Source organism: Kitasatospora paranensis, assembly GCF_039544005.1.
In the GTDB taxonomy this organism is placed as follows: Bacteria; Actinomycetota; Actinomycetes; order Streptomycetales; family Streptomycetaceae; genus Kitasatospora; species Kitasatospora paranensis.
The window spans coordinates 7,457,465-7,475,538 of the sequence record NZ_BAABKV010000001.1; the positions used below are offsets into that span (position 1 = coordinate 7,457,465).

General features: G+C 71.5%; 13 protein-coding genes and 4 pseudogenes. 4 read left to right on the forward strand and 13 right to left on the reverse strand.

Going from position 1 to position 18,074, the window contains the following annotated elements; translation table 11 throughout:
• Positions 1-272: 272 nt before the first annotated feature.
• From ABEB13_RS35415 to ABEB13_RS35425, 3 genes are all read left to right on the forward strand, one after another.
• Positions 273-1,436, forward strand: a complete 1,164-nt coding sequence (locus ABEB13_RS35415) for a thiolase family protein (RefSeq protein WP_345708768.1) — start codon at positions 273-275, stop codon at positions 1,434-1,436.
• Positions 1,437-1,580: 144 nt separating this feature from the next.
• The gene (locus ABEB13_RS35420; RefSeq protein ID WP_345708769.1) at positions 1,581-2,465 is read left to right on the forward strand and encodes a 3-hydroxybutyryl-CoA dehydrogenase; all 885 of its coding nucleotides are present in this window, start codon (positions 1,581-1,583) and stop codon (positions 2,463-2,465) included.
• 18 nt (positions 2,466-2,483) lie between these two features.
• Positions 2,484-2,867, forward strand: coding sequence for a PhlB family protein (locus ABEB13_RS35425; RefSeq protein WP_345708770.1), 384 nt, complete (start codon positions 2,484-2,486; stop codon positions 2,865-2,867).
• Positions 2,868-3,200: 333 nt separating this feature from the next.
• Here ABEB13_RS35425 and ABEB13_RS35430 read toward each other — a convergent pair whose 3' ends face one another.
• From ABEB13_RS35430 to ABEB13_RS35490, 12 genes and pseudogenes are all read right to left on the reverse strand, one after another.
• Positions 3,201-3,437: a hypothetical protein gene (locus ABEB13_RS35430; protein ID WP_345708771.1), complete on the reverse strand. Its 237-nt coding sequence runs from the start codon at positions 3,435-3,437 to the stop codon at positions 3,201-3,203.
• A 154-nt stretch (positions 3,438-3,591) separates the two neighbouring features.
• Positions 3,592-5,127, reverse strand: a complete 1,536-nt coding sequence (locus tag ABEB13_RS35435) for a sodium:solute symporter family transporter (protein ID WP_345708772.1) — start codon at positions 5,125-5,127, stop codon at positions 3,592-3,594.
• 46 nt (positions 5,128-5,173) lie between these two features.
• The gene (locus tag ABEB13_RS35440) at positions 5,174-5,545 is read right to left on the reverse strand and encodes a DUF485 domain-containing protein (protein ID WP_345708773.1); all 372 of its coding nucleotides are present in this window, start codon (positions 5,543-5,545) and stop codon (positions 5,174-5,176) included.
• Between the two features lie 189 nt (positions 5,546-5,734).
• A pseudogene (locus ABEB13_RS40915) lies at positions 5,735-7,017 on the reverse strand (ABC transporter substrate-binding protein).
• Positions 6,924-8,064, reverse strand: a pseudogene (locus tag ABEB13_RS35455) (branched-chain amino acid ABC transporter permease). The pseudogenes ABEB13_RS40915 and ABEB13_RS35455 overlap by 94 nt, the downstream one beginning before the upstream one ends.
• A 106-nt stretch (positions 8,065-8,170) precedes the next feature.
• Positions 8,171-9,056 (reverse strand): annotated as a pseudogene (locus tag ABEB13_RS35460) (branched-chain amino acid ABC transporter permease).
• Positions 9,053-9,970, reverse strand: coding sequence for an ABC transporter ATP-binding protein (locus ABEB13_RS35465; protein WP_345708776.1), 918 nt, complete (start codon positions 9,968-9,970; stop codon positions 9,053-9,055). The pseudogene ABEB13_RS35460 and the gene ABEB13_RS35465 overlap by 4 nt, the downstream one beginning before the upstream one ends.
• Positions 9,967-10,789: pseudogene (locus ABEB13_RS35470) on the reverse strand (ABC transporter ATP-binding protein). Before ABEB13_RS35470 ends, ABEB13_RS35465 begins: the two are co-directional and overlap by 4 nt.
• A gap of 1,038 nt (positions 10,790-11,827) precedes the next feature.
• Positions 11,828-12,649, reverse strand: a complete 822-nt coding sequence (locus ABEB13_RS35475; protein WP_345708777.1) for a CHAP domain-containing protein — start codon at positions 12,647-12,649, stop codon at positions 11,828-11,830.
• Positions 12,650-12,787: 138 nt separating this feature from the next.
• Positions 12,788-13,678 carry a peptidoglycan-binding domain-containing protein gene (locus tag ABEB13_RS35480; RefSeq protein WP_345708778.1) on the reverse strand — a complete coding sequence of 297 codons (891 nt, stop codon included), beginning with the start codon at positions 13,676-13,678 and terminating at the stop codon, positions 12,788-12,790.
• Positions 13,679-13,967: 289 nt separating this feature from the next.
• Positions 13,968-14,408, reverse strand: a complete 441-nt coding sequence (locus ABEB13_RS35485; protein WP_345708779.1) for a hypothetical protein — start codon at positions 14,406-14,408, stop codon at positions 13,968-13,970.
• 403 nt (positions 14,409-14,811) lie between these two features.
• Entirely contained in the window at positions 14,812-15,243 is a 432-nt protein-coding gene (locus ABEB13_RS35490) for a hypothetical protein (RefSeq protein WP_345708780.1), read from the reverse strand.
• 381 nt (positions 15,244-15,624) lie between these two features.
• Between ABEB13_RS35490 and ABEB13_RS35495 the strand changes: the two genes are divergently transcribed.
• On the forward strand, positions 15,625-16,482 hold the full coding sequence (locus ABEB13_RS35495) for a LuxR C-terminal-related transcriptional regulator (RefSeq protein ID WP_345708781.1): 858 nt from the start codon (positions 15,625-15,627) through the stop codon (positions 16,480-16,482).
• 561 nt (positions 16,483-17,043) lie between these two features.
• Here ABEB13_RS35495 and ABEB13_RS35500 read toward each other — a convergent pair.
• Positions 17,044-17,997, reverse strand: coding sequence for an esterase/lipase family protein (locus tag ABEB13_RS35500; protein ID WP_345708782.1), 954 nt, complete (start codon positions 17,995-17,997; stop codon positions 17,044-17,046).
• Positions 17,998-18,074: the final 77 nt, after the last annotated feature.

An 18,074-nucleotide genomic window follows, 5' to 3' on the forward strand; every position in this document is an offset into this window, starting at 1 on the left:
GTTCGCGACGGCGCACGGCATCAGGGCGGGGCACGGCCACGACGGGGGACCGGAGCGGGCGCGGCGCGCGGTGCCGCGAGGGTGATGCGGGCGGCGCGTCGGAAGGCCGCCCGGACGCCCACCATAGGCACACCTCGGCCGCCGCACACCCTAGGGAATGCCTATGTGTTCCATCGGTATCTCAAGGATTTACTAATGGAATCGCCCGGCATAGCGTGCTGGTGAACCGGCCGCGCGGGGCCGAGCCACCCACCCGAGAAGGAGAGAAGCCCATGCGGGACGCGGTCATCGTCGATGCGGTGCGTACGGCGGTCGGCAAGCGCAACGGAGCGCTGTCACAACTTCACGCGGCCTCCGTCTCCGCCCACGTGCTGGACGCCCTCGTGCAGCGGACCGGCCTCGATCCGGCCGAGGTCGACGACGTGGTCTGGGGCTGCGTCAACACCCTGGGCATGCAGAGCGGCTGTGTCGGCCGTGCCGCCGTCCTGGCGGCGGGCTGGCCCGAGACGGTGCCCGGTGTCACGGTCGACCGCCAGTGCGGCTCCTCCCAGCAGGCCGTGCACCAGGCCGCGGCCGGCGTGGTCTCCGGCCAGTACGACATCGCCGTCGCCGGCGGGGTCGAGATCATGAGCCGCATCCCGCTCGGCACGGCCCGCGCCGACGACCGGTTCGGCCAGCCCTTCGGCCCCGACGTGCTCAAGCGCTACAACGGCACCGTCTTCACGCAGTTCGCCGGCGCGCAGCTGATCGCCGACGAGTACGGGCTCACCCGGACCGACATGGACCAGCACGGCCTGGACTCCCACGAGCGTGCCGCGCGCGCCGTCGACGAGGGCCGGTTCAAGGGCCAGATCGCTCCGATCACCGTCACCGACGCGGACGGGAACGCGCGTCTGTTCGACACCGACGAGGGCGTCCGCCGCGGCTCCACCCTGGAGACCCTGGCCGGGCTGAAGCCCGTCCGTGAGGGCGGCGGCATCACCGCCGGCAACGCCTCCCAGGTCTCGGACGGCTCCGCCGCCCTGCTCGTCACCACCAGCGAGATCGCCAGGGCGCACGGCTGGACCCCGATGGCCCGGATCCACACCGCCGTCGTCGCGGGCACCGACCCGATCACCATGCTCAAGGGGCCCATCCCGGCTACCGCCAAGGTCCTCAAGAAGGCCGGCCTGACCATTGGCGACATCGGAGCCTTCGAGATCAACGAGGCCTTCGCCTCGGTCTCCCTCGCCTGGCTGCGCGAGACCGGCGCCGACTACGAACTGATGAACCCCAACGGCGGCGCGATGGCCCTCGGCCACCCCGTCGGCGGCTCCGGCGCCCGCCTGATGACCACCCTCGTCCACCACATGCGCGACAACGGCATCCGCTACGGCCTGCAGTCCATGTGCGAGGGCGGCGGCATGGCCAACGCCACCGTCCTGGAACTCCTCTGACGGACGCACTGCCCGGGCGCACCGGGCGCCCGGGCACCACGGCGTGGGAGCGACGGCCGGAGCAACGGGCACGTCGTTCGACCGGACCGAATGCCGCGGTACACCGCCGGCCGCGGTCACGAGACCAGAAGAGGTGACGGAACGATGGATGCGAACCCGCAGCAGGTCGTCGACCGGCGGATCGGTGTCGTCGGCTGCGGCCAGATGGGCGCGGGCATCGCCGAGATGTGCGCACGGGCCGGACTGGACGTCGTGGTGGTCGAGTCCGATGCGGACGGCGCCCGCCGCGGGCGCACGCGAATCGAGGCCTCCCTCGCGCGGGCCGTCCGATCCGGCAGGCTCGACGAGGACGGTGCGCAGGCCGTGTTCGGCCGCCTCGCCCTCACCGCGGCACTGGACGCCCTCGCCGACCGCACCCTGGTGATCGAGGCGGTCGCCGAGCGAGAGGACGTCAAGACCGGCGTCATGGCGGCCCTGGACCGGATCGTCACCGATCCGGACGCGGTCCTCGCCACCAACACCTCGTCGATCCCGATCATGCGGCTCGCCACGGCGACGTCGCGGCCGTCGCAGGTGATCGGGCTGCACTTCTTCAATCCCGTCCCCGTGCTGCGCCTGGTGGAGATCGTCCCCTCCCTGCTCACCTCGCAGGCCACCCGCGTCCGCGCCACCGCATTCGTGACCGAGACCCTGGGCAAGCACGCCGTGCCCGCCCCCGACCGAGCCGGCTTCGTTGTGAACACCCTGCTGATCCCGTACCTGCTGTCGGCCGTCAGGATGGCCGAGTCCGGCTTCGCCCCGCCGGAGGACATCGACGCGGGGATGGTCCTCGGCTGCGCGCACCCGATGGGGCCGCTGCGCCTGGCCGACCTGATCGGTCTCGACACCGTCCAGGCCGCTGCCGAGGCCATGTACGCGGAGTACCGGGACCTTCATTTCGCTCCGCCCGCGCTGCTGCTGCGGATGGTCGAGGGCGGCCGGCTCGGCCGGAAGACCGGCCGGGGCTTCTACGAGTACACGGCGGCCTGAGCCACCGCGAGGATGTTCATGAACCATGGATTCGACACGCGCACCAGCCCCGTACCCACGGCCGCCGCCCCGGAGCCGGAGGCCGTCCTGCTCCTCGGCCGCTGCCGCTGGTGCCGGGCCGTGACCCAGTCCTACCGCCTGCTGTGCCCCGCCTGCGGCGCCGAGGGGATGGACGAGGTCGCCAGCCGCGGACTCGGCATCGTCCGGTGCGTCGGAGCACTGGCCCGCACCGCGGACCTCGTCCACCGCGTCCGCCAGAGCTGCACGATCACCCTGGACGAGGGGCTGAGGATCCCGGCCGTGGTGACCGCCGAGCGGTACGACCGGATCCCGATCGGGGCGAGGGTCAGGCTGACGGCCCTGGCACCGGGAAGCGGCACGGCCGAGTTCCGCCTGGTCTAGCACCGACCCCCTTTGGCTTTGGCGTGGCTGCCGGCGGGCCTCCCCGCGGCGGAGACCCCGGCAGGCCGCCCCACGGCGTGAAACGGCGGACACCGCCACCACGCATGACCGCCCCTCGATCGTGTGCAGCCCGCGTTGGTGGCGACAGCGGCGGGGCAGCCGCCCGTCGGATCGACGAGGCTGCAGCCGAGAGCTGGGAGGGCGGCCCCGGCGACCTCGGTCTCCGTGTTGGCCACTGCTTCCGCGGGCGGCGTCCGCGCTGTGCCCCGCGGCCACCGCACGATCGTCAGGAATCCACACAACCCCTGATCATCTCGCGGAGGGCCGTACGCGTCAGGCGTGGTCGTACTCGCCGTCGTCGCCCTGGATCCGCGCTTTCAGCACCTTCGCCACCTCGCGCATCTTCGCGATCACCGCATCGCCAGGGTTCTTGGAGACGATCCGCCCGGCGGTAAACCACATCGGGGCCGTCGCGAGGCACGGATCGGCTGCGACCAGTGCTCCCCATTCCGCCGCGCCGATGCCCTGGCCCGCTTCGTCCCACCAGTTCTCACGCCGCGTGATGTGCACGTCCTAGCCCATGGCGAGCCGGTCCCGGGACACCGCCGCACGTCCGGCCGGCTGCCTGAGGGACCGCGCTCATCGAGGACAGGCACGATGACGGCGGACGGGCCCGGTCTGCGAGGTGTCGTCGACCGGGCCCGTCCCCTGGTACCGGCACCGGTCAGCCCGTGGACCGCCCGACGAGCGAGGCCGTCGCCAGCTTCCCGTAGTGCTCCGCCGCGGAGTCGCGGCGGTCCGTGATGCTGCCGAGCCAGCCGAGGGCGAATCCGACGGGCACGGTCACCAGTGCGGGATTGGCCAGCGTCGTCCGGTGGAAGTCCCAGCCGGGGAAGGCGGCGGCGGGGCTGCCGGAGATCAGCGGGGAGACGGCGATGAGCAGCAGGCCCAGCACCGACGAGCCGTAGAGGCACCACAACGCACCCCTGGCGGTGAACCTCGGCCAGAGCAGGCCGTAGAACAGGACGGGTGCCAGTCCGGACGAGGACAGGGTCAGCGCAAGCGTGGTCAGGACCAGCAGGTTCCAGTCGACGGCCTTCACGGCGACGGCGATGGTGACCACGCCGGCCAGCGCTGCGGCCCAGCGGGCGCGGTGCTCCTGTCGGCGGGTCGGTGTGTCGTGCCGATCCGCTTCGCCCGGGGTGAGGTCGCGCGCCATCGACGTGGCGGCGGCCAGGGTGACGTCGGTGACGGTGGTCAGCGCGGTGAGAAACACCACGCAGATCACCACCGACACCAGCACGCCGTTCGGCTTCAGGGTGTTCGTGATGAGCAGCAGGGCGCTGCTCCCGCTCGGATCGGCTTGGTGGAGGGCGGGACTGCCGAGGATGGCGGCGGTGCCCAGGCCGATCACGACGAGGAAGGCGGAGACCGCGAGGAACTGGGCGACCGCCCAGTGCATGGCCGTCCGGGTGGCCCGGCCGGGCGGGGCGGCCAGGACCCGCATGGTGACCTGCGGGAGGAACCCGATCCCCAGCGCGAGGGAGATCAACTGCCCGATGCGGTTCGCCATACCGCTCCACCCATGGCCGTACAGGGCGCCGGGGCCGAGGAACCCGTCGCCGAGCAGGCTGTGCGAGGCGGCCGCGCCGAGCAGGCGGTCGGGGTTCCAGTGGAAGCGGTGCAGGACGAGGACGGCGACCACGGCCAGCGCCAGCAGCAGGGCGATCACCTTGACGATCTGGATGCGGGCAGTGCCGCGCATGCCCCCGGTGAGGGCGAGCGAGATCATGCCGCTGCCGAGGACGATGACGCAGGCTGTCTTGGCCGTGCCGCCGGTCAGACCGAGGACGGCACAGGTCAGCGCGCTGATGGCGGTGAGCTGGAGCACCAGGTAGGGAAGACAGACGGCCAGGGTCACCACGGCGACCGCGGTGCGGACGGAGCGTCCGGGGAACCGGCGGGCGAGGGCGTCGCCGACGGTGTGGCCGCCGGCCTTGCGCAGGGGTTCGGCGATGAGCAGTGCGAGCAGCACGAGACTCATGACACAGCCGACGGAGAGCATGATGCCGTCGTAGCCGGTGAACGCGATGAGGCCGACCAGCGCCATCAGGGTCACCGCCGACAGGCTGTCGCCGCTGATGGCCAGGCCACTGTGCCAGGCCTTCCCGGGGGTGCCCCGGGTGGGGAACATCGCGGTGTCGTCGTGGCCCGAGGCGGTGAAAAGCCAGAGGAACCCGCACATGCCGAGGAACACCATGAAGACGATGACGAGAGAGGGGGCGGCCCGCTGTGGGCCGCGGCGATCACCACGCCCCCTGTCGGCGGTGCTCGCGCTCTGCCAGGTAGTGCCGGAACTGCTCGATGTCCTCGTCGAGTCGTCCGGCTCCACGGCGGTGGCCCGCCATGCTCCAGACGACGATGACGAGCTGCGCGAGCACCAGCAGCAGGGCGACGGACACGTGCCCGGCCACCCGGTGGTGCAGGAACGCCGGCGCGGCGGCGACGACCGCGACGAGGAGCAGATAGCCCACGACGAGCCGCCCCGCGTGGCGGCGCCGTAGCCGGCACACCGCGGCGATCAGCGCGTCCACGGCCGCGTGCGGGAACGGCTCGTCGTCCACTGCGGGCGGCGGTCCGGTCCGCCGGCCGTGCCGGGACTGTGTGGGGAACGTCAAGGGGACCTCCTGGGTGGGGAGATGGCCTGCGTGTGGCCCGCTGGGACGGGCGGTTCCGACCCGCGCGCCGGCTCCGGGAGAGGGGCCGGCGCGCGGGGCTGGATGACGGTCGGTCGAGGGCGGGTCAGCCGTTGGCCTTTGCCAGGTATTCGGCGAGTGCCGGTGCCTCGGCGGCGTCCTGGATGGTCTTCAGGCCGCCGGGGATTCCGTCGGCGGGCTGCAGGATGTAGGTCTTGCGGGTGGGGGCTTGGCGGGGTCGGAGTAGTCCTGGGTGCTGCCGAGGCCGTTGTCGAACTGCTTGAGGGTGCGCAGGGCGGTGGTGATGCCCTCGCGGCTGAGGTCCTTGGCCTGGCAGGCGGCCTTGAGGGTGTCGGTCAGCAGCTTCGCGTTGACCGCGCCGAGCTCGGCGGCTCCGTTCAGCGGCTGGTTCGGGTACTTCTGCTGGTAGTCCGCGACCAGTTGGGCGACGCCCGGGATCGGGCTGTTCAGGGCGGGCTGGGCGGCGCTGATGTAGAGCATCTTCTCCAGGGCGGGCTTCACCGGGGTGGCGAGGAGTTCGGGGACGAAGGCGGGGCTGTTGGCGAGGACCGGGACCTTCAGGCCGGTGGCGGCGGCGACGCCGACCAGGGAGGCGGTCTGGCCGGGGGTGCCGGCGAAGAGGACGGCCTTGACGCCTGCGGCGGCCAGTGCGGTGACCTGGGGGGTCATGTCCTTGTCGGTCGGCTTGACGGTCTGCTCGACCAGCTGGAGTCCCGCCTTCTGCGTCGCGAAGCGGGCACCGGCGAGGGAGTTGGCGCCGAAGTCTCCGTCCTGGTGGACGATGCCGACCTTGTCGCCGGGGGCGAGCTTGGCCGTCCTCACGAGGAAGTCGATGCCGTTGACCATCTCGATGCCGTAGGTGGTGCCGACCAGCTGCACGTGCGGGTGGCCGAGCAGGAGGCGGAGTTGCCGCCGACGAAGGTGAGCAGTTTGTCCTTCTCGATGGTGTCGAGCAGGGCGGTGGTCTGGCCGGAGCCGAGGAGCTGGGCCATGGCGGCGATCTGCGGCTGGATCTCGGCGTAGGCGCCGACGGCCTTCTGCACGTCGTAGCCGTGGTCGCGGGTGAGCAGCTTCAGCCGGCGACCGCAGATGCCGCCGGCCGCGTTGACCTTGTCCAGGTAGAGCTGCTGGGCCTGCAGGGAGCTCTTGCCGAGTGCGGCGCCCGGGCCGCTGAGGTCGGTCAGTTCGCCGAGGGTGATGGTGCTGTCGGTCACGCCGGGGCCGGTCCTGACACCGCCGTTCGCGTCGGTGGAGGTGGTGGTGCCCTTGGTGCTGCAGGCGGTCAGGGAGACCAGCAGGGCGGCGGCGAGCGCCACGGCGGCGCGGGTGTGCTGACGGTTCACGGTGTCTGCTCCTTGAGGGTTTCCCCGCCGGCAAGGTTCGTACCGGCGGAAGTCTGAAGGGCGGCGGCGGGGAGGGGCCCGCGGCGCCACGGTCGGGCGAGGCGGTTGGGACGCAGTCCGGCGAGGCCGCCCGGGGCGAAGAGCAGGATCAGGACGAGGGTGGCGCCGTAGAGGTAGCGCGCGGCTTCGGGGGCGCCGAGGCCCGGTTCGGTGGAGCCGGGGGCGACGACCAGGGGCAGCTTGTCGGCGTACTGGCCGAGCAGTTGCGGCAGAACGGTGACGAAGACCGCGCCGGCGGCGGCTCCGCCGACCGAGCCGAGGCCGCCGATGACGATCATGGCGAGGTAGTCCATCGACAGGCCGAGGCCGAAGGTGTCCGGCACGATGCGCTGGTACGCCAGCGCGAGCAGGGCTCCTGCCGCGCCCGCGTACATGGAGGAGACGGTGAACGCGGCGGCGCGCAGGCGGCCGGCGGGCACGCCCATCACCGCGGCGGCGACCTCGCTGTCGCGCAGGGCGCCCAGCGCCCGGCCGGGCCGACCCCTCAGCAGGTTGCGGGCGACCAGAACGGCCGCCAGGACGAGCACGAGGCCGAAGTACCAGAGGCGCTCGAGCCCCCGAACGGGACGCCGAGCACGGTCAGTGGGCTGCTGTCGTCGAAGGGCAGGCCCAGCACCTCCATCGCCGGGACCGCGCGGCCGTTGAAACCACCGGTGACGGGCGTGGCGTTGAGCATGATGTGCTGGCCGAGGAAGACCAGCGCCAGCGTCGCCACACCGAGGTACATGACGCGCAGCCGTCCGGAGATGGGGCTGAACAGTGCTCCGGCGGCCCCGGCCAGCAGCACGGCGGCCGGGAAGGCCACCAGCGGCGGCAGCGACAGGCCGGACAGCGGGTGCAGGCCCGAGCCGTGCGGGGTGCCGGCGAACCAGGTGTACGCGTACGCGCCGACGGCGAGGAAGAAGGCGTGGCCGAGCGACAGCTGCCCGGCCGTGCCGACCAGGAGGTTCAGCCCGATCGCGGCAACCACCGCGGCCATCGCGAAGAGACCGGTCTGGAGCCAGAAACCCGACACGTAGAACGGGGGACGAGCAGGAGCAGCCATCCGGCGACGACGAGCGCCCTGCGCGGGCCGATCCGCCCGAGGAGTGCCGCGACCGGCCTGTCGTTGTCCCCGTGTGCCGTGGCCGCCGAGGTGTCGGCGGCCACGGCAGGGGCCTGGGCGAGGGTCTGGGACGAGGTGTCAGACACGGGTGAGCTCCTTGGATCCGAGCAGGCCCTGCGGCCTGATCACGAGGACCAGCACCATCACGGCGTACGGGGCGATGTCGGCCACGCCGTGGCCCAGCGCGCTCAGTTGCTGCTGGTAGCCGGCCGCCGCGGCCTGGGTCAGGCCGACCACGATGCTGCCGAGCAGGGCGCCGCCGACCGAGCCGAGGCCGCCGATCACCGCGGCCGGGAACGCGGCGAGCGCGATCTGACCCGTGGTGCGGTCGAGGCCGGGGAGGGGAACGCGGCGAGGAATACCGCGGCCACCGCGGCCAGGCTGCCGGCGAGCGCCCAGGCGCTCATCCGCAGCCGCTCGCCGCGCACGCCCATCAGCTCGGCCGCCTCCTGGTCCAGGGCACTGGCGCGCATCGCCAGGCCCCACCGCGTCCAGCGGAAGGCGGCCAGGAAGGCACCGACCAACAGCAAGGTCACCAGCAGTGAGGCGATCCGGGCCTGGGCGACGGTGATGCCGGCGAACGAGGCCACGCGCGCCCCCACGGATCGCCGGTCCCCAGCACCTCGCCGCCGATCCGGCGGGCGAGTTCGGTGAACAGCAGGATGTCGACGCCGATGGTGAGGATGGTCGGCACGGCCGCGCCGGTGCCGCGCACCCGGCGCAGCACCGTGGCCTCCGCCATCGCCGCCGCCGCGGTCCCCACCGCGGCGAGTGCCACGGCTCCGGCGAAGCCGAGCGAGGAGTGGAACTCCGCGACCAGGTAGCCGCCCAGCAGCAGCAGCGACCCGTGTGCGAAGTTCACCGCGCCGGACGCCTTGTGCACCAGGCTGAAGCCGAGCGAGATCAGGGCGTAGACCGAACCGAGGGCCAGCCCGTTGAACAGGGTCTGCAGCAGAGTGTTCACCGGTTCTCCTCCGTGTTCGCGTCGTCCGCGCCGCCGCCCCGGCCGGATCCGGTGGTCGCGTCGGCACGCGTCGGCTCGTCCGACTCCGGTTCGGGCTCCGATTCGGGGTCCGGAGCCGGCTCGGTGCCGGTGCCGAGGTAGGCGCGGATCACGGCGGGGTCGCTCTGGACGTGCTCGGGGGTGCCGCCGCCGATCCGGCGGCCGAAGTCCAGGACGGTCACCTCGTCGGCGATCCGCATGATCAGGCCCATGTCGTGCTCGACGATCAGGATCGAGATGCCGAGGGTGTCCCGGATCGCGGTGATGGTCTGCGCCATCGCGACCCGCTCCGCCGTGTTCATCCCGGCCACCGGCTCGTCGAGGAGCAGGAGCTTCGGTTCCATGCACAGGGCGCGCGCCAGCTCGACCCGCTTGCGGTCGCCGTACGGCAGCAGGTCGACCTGGGTGTCGAACCTGTCCCCGAGCCCGGTGAACTCGGCGATCTCCCGGACGCGTTCGCGGTGACGGCGCTGCTCGCGGACGGCGGAGGGCAGACGCAGTGCGGTGGCCGTGAACCCGGCGCGGGTGAGCGTGTGCCGGCCCAGCATCAAATTGTGGGCGACGGTGCCGCGGGTCAGCACGATGTTCTGGAAGGTCCTGGCCACGCCGAGCGCGGCGATCCGGTGCGGAGGCAGCGCGGTCACGTCCACGTCGCCGAAGCGGACACACCCCGAGGCTGTCCGGTAGACGCCGGACAGGACGTTGAAGCAGGTCGACTTGCCGGCCCCGTTCGGGCCGATCAGTGCGTGGATCGTCCCCGGTGCCACGGTGAAGCTCACGGCGTCCATGGCGGTGAGGCCGGCGAACCGCACGGTGGCCCCTTCGACCACCAAGGCGGGCACCTCGCGGGTCGGCGTCTCGATGCGGTCGCTCATCCGGCCCACCTCGCCAGTTCGCGCGGGGTGGCGACGACAGCCGCGGACTCGTCCTCGGGCTGCTCGCCCAGGTAGAGGCGACGCACCTCGTCCGAGCGGGACAGCTCGGCCGCCGGGCCCTCCAGCCGGACCCGGCCCACATCCAGGACACAGGCGTGGTCCGCCAACTCCAGAGCGAGCGCGGCATTCTGCTCGACCACCAGGACACCGGTGCCCTGCTCGTGGATCTGCCGGACGATCCGGGCGATGCGTGCGGTGATCTGCGGCGCGAGACCGAGCGAGGGCTCGTCCAGCAGCAGGAGGCGGGGCCGGGCCATCAGGGCCCGGCCCATCGCGAGCATCTGCTGCTCGCCGCCCGAGAGCAGCCCGGCCGCCTGACGGCGGCGCTCGGCGAGCACCGGGAAGAGCGCGTAGATCTGCTCCGCCGCCGCGCGGGCGTCGGCCCGGCCCCGGTTGCGGACGCCCAGCCGGCCGGCCTTGAGGTTGTCCTCGACCGACAGACCGGAGAAGACCCGGCGGCCCTCCGGCACCTGCACCACCCCGGCGGCCACGACGTCGGCGGGGGCCCGGCCGGTGAGGGGTGTCGCCGAAGGCGATCGTGCCGCCCGCCACGGCGCCGCCGTGCATCGGCAGTGTGCCCGAAACGGCGCGCAGCAGTGTCGACTTGCCCGCGCCGTTCGCCCCCAGGAGCGCCACGATGCCACCGGCGGGCACCTGGAGGGAGACATCCTGCAGGGCGTGGACCGACCGGCCGTACACCACGGTGAGGTCCCGGACGTCGAGCGTGTCCGGCGGCGCCGGTGGTGCTGTTGATCTCATGGAGCGGGCTCTCTTCCAGCAGATGCGATGCGAGGGTTGCGAGGCGTCGGCGGGTGCGCGGCGGTTGCCCGCGACGTGGGGGCGCGCCACCGGGACCCGACGAGTCGTTCCGGCGCCCGCCGGGCTTCGCCGGCCGGGCCCGAGGGGGAGCGGATGGCTCCGGGCCCGCGGTGCCGGGGGCTCAGGATGGGACGGCGACGTGAGCCGGGTCCAGTGCCGACGGCGCGTACCGGCGGGTCGCCGACCCATCGTGTGTCCGGTCACACAGGGGCCGCCCCTGCGGTTGGGACGCGGCACAAGGGCGGGGACGGCGGAGTCTCGGAGGGGTATCGAAGCGGTCTCGGTGGCGGGCCCGTAACGTTGTCGACCGGTTACCCGGATGCTCTGGCGTTCCGGTCCGGCACACCTGAACGATGAACTCGGGGACGGGGACGTCGAGTGGCGGGCCGCACCGGCCTTCCCGTGCGGCAGCGTGCGCGGCTTCGTCCGGCTACTGGCGAACACCGCGGACCTCGGCGCGGTCGAGGCCGGGCGGCCGGCGTTAAGGGGCCCAAGCCGCTGCCGCACCTAGTCGGCCGCAGGAAGGTCGCCGCTGCCGAGGTGGACCGGGCACTGGTGACCGGCGCGTGGCGGAGCCCGGTGTTCGCCGAGCCGGACGTCGAGCCGGGGTGCGCGGAGAAGACGGCCCACTCGCTCTGTGCGCTGGAGCACCTGCTCCGGGTGCTGCGCCACCGCGATGTGCGGGGGCACCGACCCGCGGCCGATCCACGGGTCGGTGACGGACATCGTCGTCGAGGTGGTCCGGCGTAAACCCGACGCCCGGGGCAAGGGCTTGACGCAGGCCGCAAGCCCTGCGACTGACGGCACATCGAAGCCCCGCCGGGCGAGGAGACCTGGAGAGGTCACCTGCCTGGCGGGGCTTTCGGTGTGTGCCGTTGTCGCTTCGGCGGTCGGTGTCGGGCCGCCGTGGCCTGCGTTCCCGCAAGGTCATCCCGGCTGTGGAGTTGTGCCGGGCCGGTGTCCTGCCGGTGGTGGTTGTTAGAAGTGGAGCATCCACTGGAAGTCGGACTGGGCGCTGCTGACGTGGACGTGGCTGCGGGTGCCGTAGGCGAGGGGGTTGTTCCAGTTGTATTCCTCGACGTCGAAGGAGCCGTCGGAGTAGACGGCGTTGACGTAGGCGACGTGGCCGACCTTGTGGACGTCGTTGACGGCGATGGCGCCGACGGTGGGGGTGGTGTTGACGGTGACGCCGACGCGGCGGGCGGCGTCGTCCCAGGTGCCGGCGTTGCCCCAGGTGGTGCCGCCGTAGGAGTTGCTGAAGTTGGGGACGCCGAGGCGGCTGGCGATGCGGTAGGCGGCGAAGGCGGTGCAGTTGTCGGCGGCGAAGCCGCGGGTGCCGTGGTCGAAGTCGTTGGTGGGGGTCTGGTTGCCGCTGCCGCCGCTGGTGAGGAACTGGTGGGAGGCTTCGTTGTTCTTGAGGGTGGTGTTGAGGTTGCCCTTGGCGCCGGGGGCGAAGTCCTGGCTGGCGCCGCCGTAGTTGCTGTTGAAGTAGACGCGGACGGTGTGGCTGGTGCGGTTCCATACGGATGCGGCGTTGTTCTTGGTGCAGATGCCCTGGCCGGAGCCGGCGCTCTTGAATTCGTAGCAGGTGGGCTGGGTGTCGCCGAGGTCGCTGATGGAGCCGGTGAAGTCGGAGACGGAGCCGGCTTCGTCGCTGTTGTAGTAGTAGCAGAACTCGCCGGAGTCGCAGACTCCGTCGCGGGAGGCGGCGAAGGCGGGGGCGGTGGTGGCGCCGATGAGGGGGACGGCCATGGCGAGTGCGGTGCCGGCGACGGTGAGCATGGTGCGTATGTTCTTCATGGTTGTCTCATTTCGTGACGTGTCATCAACGGATGCTCTGGACGGCGTATTTGGGACGTACTGGGGTCGTGCTTCGGTCGTGCTTCGGTCGTGCTCGGGTCGTGCTCTGGTCGTGCTCGGGAGTTGCCGTGTGTGCGGTCAGTGGGTGCGCTGGTATTCCTCCCAGGTCTGGATGGGGATGCGGGGGCCGTCGTCGGGGGCGTGGTTGGCGAGGCCGTTGAGGCCGAGGTAGTAGTCGCCGGTCTGGTTCTGGGCCTGGGTGGAGAGGTCGGTGTCGTTGATCGCGGCGGCGTGGATGTGCCAGGGCCAGTCGCCCTGGGTGGGGTTGCGGATCCAGGCGGCGAATCCGACCTGTCGCAGTGCCTTGGCGACGGTGGTGCGGGTGGCGGTGGACATGGTGTCGATGTTGATGTCGACGACGCCGCCGCCGTCGTGGGTGCCGGCGGAGGTGGGGTCGCCGCCGGGGTTGTAGGAGCCCTGGGAGAGGGTGAGGTGGAGGCCGGCGAGGCGTTCGGCTTCGGTGAGCATGTTCTGGGTGCGGGTGTCGATGGTGTAGCCGTCGCGTTGGAGCTTGGCGCCGGGGCCGATCTGGTGGGTGATGGTGTATCGGCCCTGGCCGAGTGTGGTGAGGGAGGTGGCGCCGGGCAGTCCGTTGGCGGCGAGGCCGGTGTAGCCGAGGGAGCGCTGGTAGGCGGCGTAGGCGGTGATGGTGGTGGTGCCGAAGTAGCCGTCGACCCATTTGGCGTCGAGGAGGCCGCGGGCCTGCAGGGCCCGTTCGACGGCGAGGACGGAGTCCTTGGCGCCTGGGGTGAGTGTGTTGTCGGCGCGTCGGGGGTCGATCTGGGCGGCGAGGACGGTGGCTTCCATGTCCACGACGGGGAGCGTGGTGGTGGTGGCCGCGGGGGCCTGGGTGGGTGGTGGTGGGGTCGTGGCGTGGGCCTGTGCGGCGCTGAGTACGAGGCCGCTCAGGAGGGCGATGGCGGTGAGGAGTCGGGTGGCGGTGTTGCGGGTCTTGGTGGCGGTTGTCATGGGGTGGTTCCTTCCGGTGCGGTGGATGATCGGCCCCGACCGCGTGCCGGTTGCGGGCACCGGGCGGGTGGGGATGGTGACGGGGGCCCGCGAGGGGGCAGCGGTGAGCGGCGCCGCTGGGCCGGTGCGGCCGTCGCCGGCGTAGGTGCTGTGGGGAGGGGTGGTGACGGCTTGCGATCAGTGCTGCTGGGTGGGCTTGACGGGTTTCGGGGGATCCGCCCGACGGGCAGGACCAGCTCTTCCGGTATCTGGTGCCGGGGTGGTTGGTGTGGTGTGGTGGGTTGTGTGGTCAGCAGCGGACGTCGGTCTTGACGGCGATGTCGCCCTCGTTGACGTAGGGGATGGGGCCGTAGCCGGTCCAGCCGAGGGCCTGGGTGCACTGGGTGAGGGTGGCGGCGCCGGCGGACCAGATTTCGACGGGGTTGTGGTCGCAGCGGGGGTCCTGGACGTCGTGTCCGTTGTTGGTGACGATGGCCGCGCAGACGTCCCAGCTGCTGTGGGAGGTGCGGTAGCCCTCCCAGACGTACAGGTAGGAGTAGTTCTTTCCGCAGCCCTTGTACTGCTTGACGGATGCCATGGTCTGTCCGCCGACGTTGAGGTAGGCGGTGCTGCCGATCTGCGTGACGCTGGAGCAGCCGGACGGGGTGGTGGCGCTGGCGGTTCCGGGAATGGCGAGGAGCATCGGGACGGCGAGGGCGGCGGCGGCAGCGATCTTGGTGAAGCTGGGCATGGCGAACGGCCTTCTTTCAGGACAAGGAAGGGGACGGGAGGGGAGGGGATGCCCCCGGTCGTCGCCAGGGGTGGAGCAGGCTTCTTCCGCGGGCAGGCTGTACTGTCTTTGCCCGGTGGCGGATTGGCGGGGTGCTGCGGTTCGGGGAGGGCCGGGTGATGCCGGTCGGCCCCGCCGGTACGGCCCGGCCGGGGACTCTGGGTGCGCGGTCACCGGCGGACGAGGCCGTGGAGCCCGTGACGACGGCGGTGTCGCCCGTCGGGGCGTGACTTTGCCCGAGTGGCCGTCATGTGGTCAGCCGGTCGGTGGTGTTCGGGTGGACACCGGTGGGTGGTTCTGAAGCTCCCGGCGCGACCCGCACCCGTGCGGCCAAGAGAGCCGTGGCCCCGCTTGCGTGGGGGTCCTACGTGAGGGCGAGGCTCCAGCCTTGGAGGGCGGGCGCGTTCTGCAGGGCGCGTTCGCAGGCGTGGCGCAGGTTCGCGGTTGCCGCGTCGGGTGTGTCGGCGATGATCGCGGCGGCGATGCAACAGCGATTGAGGTCGATGCGGGAGCGGATGTGTTCCACTCGGTCTTCGGGTCGGCTGTGGACCCAGATCAGATCGGTGACCGCTTCGGCCGTCAGCTGCAATGGCGCCGGGTCGGGACGGATGAGGGTGACGGCGACCAGCTGCACGGGGTCCGGGTCAACTCTGTGCGGGGGTGCGGCGGGAGCGGCGTCCCAGTCGAAGCCCGCCACGGTGGTGGCGTGCTGGACGGCCGGGTGGTCGGTGACGATGCCGCTTGCGGCGGCGGCGCCCAGGCCGACGGTGAATGCGACGATCAGGCCGGTGCACATGATGCGTATCCTGCGGGCCACGACTGTTCTCCCCTGTTTGGTAACCATGCTGTGCCGTTGGGTGGTTCGCGGAATTCGCCCCGGTTGGTGTGGCGTTTTCCGCTGACGAGGAAGAGCTTGCCGTCCACGCAGGGCGATGTCACGGCTACAGAGGTGGCATCAACTCGCTCGGCATCTTGGTGCCAGATCATTTCGTCTCCGGAAGGCATTGCGTCCGCGGCCGCCGCGCACCGATGATGACGATCATCGACATGGGGTCGGCGCGGTGTTGCACGCACTCGGACTGAACGAACTGACGGAGAGCGTCTACAGGATCCTGTTGGCGGAGCCGGACTGGGGGTCGAGCGGATCGCCGCCGACCTGCACCTGCCGGAGGCACAGGTGCGGGAGGCGCTCGACGAGCTGCTGGAACTGACGCTGCTGCGGCCCGCGGGCGACTCCCGCGGGTTGCGGGCCGTCAGCCCGGAGGTCGGACTGACCAGGCTCCTCGCCCGCAACCAGAACCAACTCCTGTTCCGTCAGCAGCAGTTGGAGAGCGCCCGGTCCGCGATCGCGGCCCTGTCCGCGGAGTTCATCGACCGGCGGCCCGACGACGAGATGGTCGTACGGCTGGACTCCCTCGAGGCCGTCCGTGACCGCCTGGAGGAACTCGCGGCGACCGCGACCCAGGAGTGCCTGTCCCTGATGCGCGGGGGAGCGGTCCGCCCCGATTCCATCCAGGCCGGCAAACACCCCAACCAGCTCGCGCTGGAACGCGGAGTGGTCATCCGCAGCATCTTCCAGGACAGCTTCCGCAACGACCCCGACACCCTGCGCTATGCCCGGTGGTTGGCGGATCTGGGTGGTCTGACCCGCACCGTGCCGCTGCTGCCGATGCGGCTGGTGATCGTCGATCGCAGCATCGCCCTGGTGCCGACCGACCCGAGCGACGGTCGTCGTGGCGCGTTGGAGCTGCACGGTGCGGCCCTGATCCAGCCGTTGTGTGCGCTGTTCGACGAACTGTGGCGCAGCGGTGCGGACTTCGGGCTGCCAGCGGTCCGTGACGATCGGGACCTGACCGGGTCGGAGCGTGCGCTGTTACAGCTGCTGGGCGAGGGTCACACGGACGAGTCCGCCGGCCGCAAGCTGGGTCTGTCCTTGCGGACGGTGCGTCGGATGATGCAGGACCTGATGAATCGTCTGGGCGCCGACAGCCGCTTCCAGGCAGGGGCCCAGGCCGTGCGGAAGGACTGGCTGTGACCCCGGGACGGCGTGGAGTCCGTTCCGACAGGTGGCCGCCTCCGGTTTGCCCGAGCAGCCCCTGACGGGCCAGTCGTCCCGGCGGAGGTCTAATTCACCCCGGCAGGCTTCGGGCGGAGACGGTGCGACATGGTCCCACCGACCGAGTCGCGCTCTCCGCGCGGAGAAGTCCTGTCCCATCGCGAGCCGGTGGGACCACGTGTCGGCGGTGAAGCGGTCATCGCTGTCGGTCCTCCGCATGGGGGATCAGCGGCCCGGAGGCCGGTGCCTGGCCGTCGGGCCCTGTGCCGCACGCAGGGGCAGTACGGGGCCCGGGTCGTGGGGCTACGATCGCGCGTCCGGGCTCGAGTGGGGTTCGGAAGGGGAAGCGGTCCTGTCGAAGTCGGCCACTGCATCACAGTTGTGTGGCCGGTCGCACCACTCACATTCGAATCCTCTTCTCTCGCAACAAAGTTGACGGATCGGCAAGCTGCGGGCGCTGCCCTCCGTCGGGCACCACAACGCCGCTGCCCGGCCGCCCTCTCCGGGTGAGGAGGGCGGCCGGGCAGCGTGTGTGCGGTCTCAGCCCGCGAAGGGCACGTACAGGCAGGGGACGGGCTCGGGGTGGGCGGGATCGAGGGCGTTCAGGACCATGGTCAGCGACCGCGGCCGGTACATCAGTTCGACGTGGCCGGAGAGGTCGATCGCGCAGCCGTCCTGCAGGGTGATGTTGGTGACGTTCGGTCCGCTGAGGAAGTCGTTGGTGTACGGGGAGGAGAGTTCGTCGTACCTGGTGGCGATCACGGTGTAGTTGACGCCGGGGACGGTGTCGCCGCCCGCGTTGAGGTCGGCCAGGAAGTCGGAGCCGACCAGCTGCTGTGCGCACGCGTCGCAGACGATGGAGTCGACGTCCGAGACCGCGCCGAGCAGGTGGAAGTAGTCCATCAGGCTCGTGAACCCGCTGACGGTGCCGCCGTGGTTGGTGGGGCCGAGGCCCACGAGGGTGTGGACCTTGGCGGCGCCTCCGAGGTACTTGAGGTAGTAGCGGGGCATCATGCCGCCCTGGGAGTGGCCGACCAGATCGACCTGGGCGGTGCCGGTGGCGGCGAGCACCTGGTCGACGAACTGGCGCAGGGTGTCGGCGCTGCCGGGGATCGGCCACAGGCCCTTGTTGGGGAGCAGGTCGGAGCCGCCGTAGTTGAAGGCGAAGACGCAGTAGCCGTTGTTGTGGAGCAGGGGCGAGAGCGAGTCCCCGTTCATCTCCTCGTTGGACAGGGTGCCGTGCACGAGGACGACGGGCCGGGGGTGCGCGGCGCTCGGCCGGCAGGACCAGTCGTTGGACCCCGGGGGCGGGGTGTTCGGCGCGAGGTTTCCGGCGGTCACGGCGGTGGCCACGGAGTACGGCACGGGCAGCTGGCCGTCGGCCGCAGCCGGGGAGGCACCGGCCAGGCCGGTCAGGCAGGCGAGCGCGAGTACCGTGGTCACGGCCGGGAGCGATCTCATCCGGTTCAGCAGGCGGCGCGGGGGACGGCGCATGGCAGCTCCTGTGCAGAGGTGGGGGATTGCCCTGGGGGGAGTGGCAGCACGGCCCGGTGTGCACCTGGAGTGCGACA

What these genes read in the sequence shown, in the direction of transcription:
- ABEB13_RS35490 (WP_345708780.1), bottom strand. Translation starts at nt 15,243, where the DNA reads ATGTGCACCGGCCTGATCGTCGCATTCACCGTCGGCCTGGGCGCCGCC.
- ABEB13_RS35420 (WP_345708769.1), top strand. Translation starts at nt 1,581, where the DNA reads ATGGATGCGAACCCGCAGCAGGTCGTCGACCGGCGGATCGGTGTCGTC.
- ABEB13_RS35415 (WP_345708768.1), top strand. Translation starts at nt 273, where the DNA reads ATGCGGGACGCGGTCATCGTCGATGCGGTGCGTACGGCGGTCGGCAAG.
- ABEB13_RS35475 (WP_345708777.1), bottom strand. Translation starts at nt 12,649, where the DNA reads ATGAAGAACATACGCACCATGCTCACCGTCGCCGGCACCGCACTCGCC.
- ABEB13_RS35465 (WP_345708776.1), bottom strand. Translation starts at nt 9,970, where the DNA reads ATGAGCGACCGCATCGAGACGCCGACCCGCGAGGTGCCCGCCTTGGTG.
- ABEB13_RS35500 (WP_345708782.1), bottom strand. Translation starts at nt 17,997, where the DNA reads ATGCGCCGTCCCCCGCGCCGCCTGCTGAACCGGATGAGATCGCTCCCG.
- ABEB13_RS35485 (WP_345708779.1), bottom strand. Translation starts at nt 14,408, where the DNA reads ATGCCCAGCTTCACCAAGATCGCTGCCGCCGCCGCCCTCGCCGTCCCG.
- ABEB13_RS35435 (WP_345708772.1), bottom strand. Translation starts at nt 5,127, where the DNA reads ATGGTGTTCCTCGGCATGTGCGGGTTCCTCTGGCTTTTCACCGCCTCG.
- ABEB13_RS35480 (WP_345708778.1), bottom strand. Translation starts at nt 13,678, where the DNA reads ATGACAACCGCCACCAAGACCCGCAACACCGCCACCCGACTCCTCACC.
- ABEB13_RS35425 (WP_345708770.1), top strand. Translation starts at nt 2,484, where the DNA reads ATGAACCATGGATTCGACACGCGCACCAGCCCCGTACCCACGGCCGCC.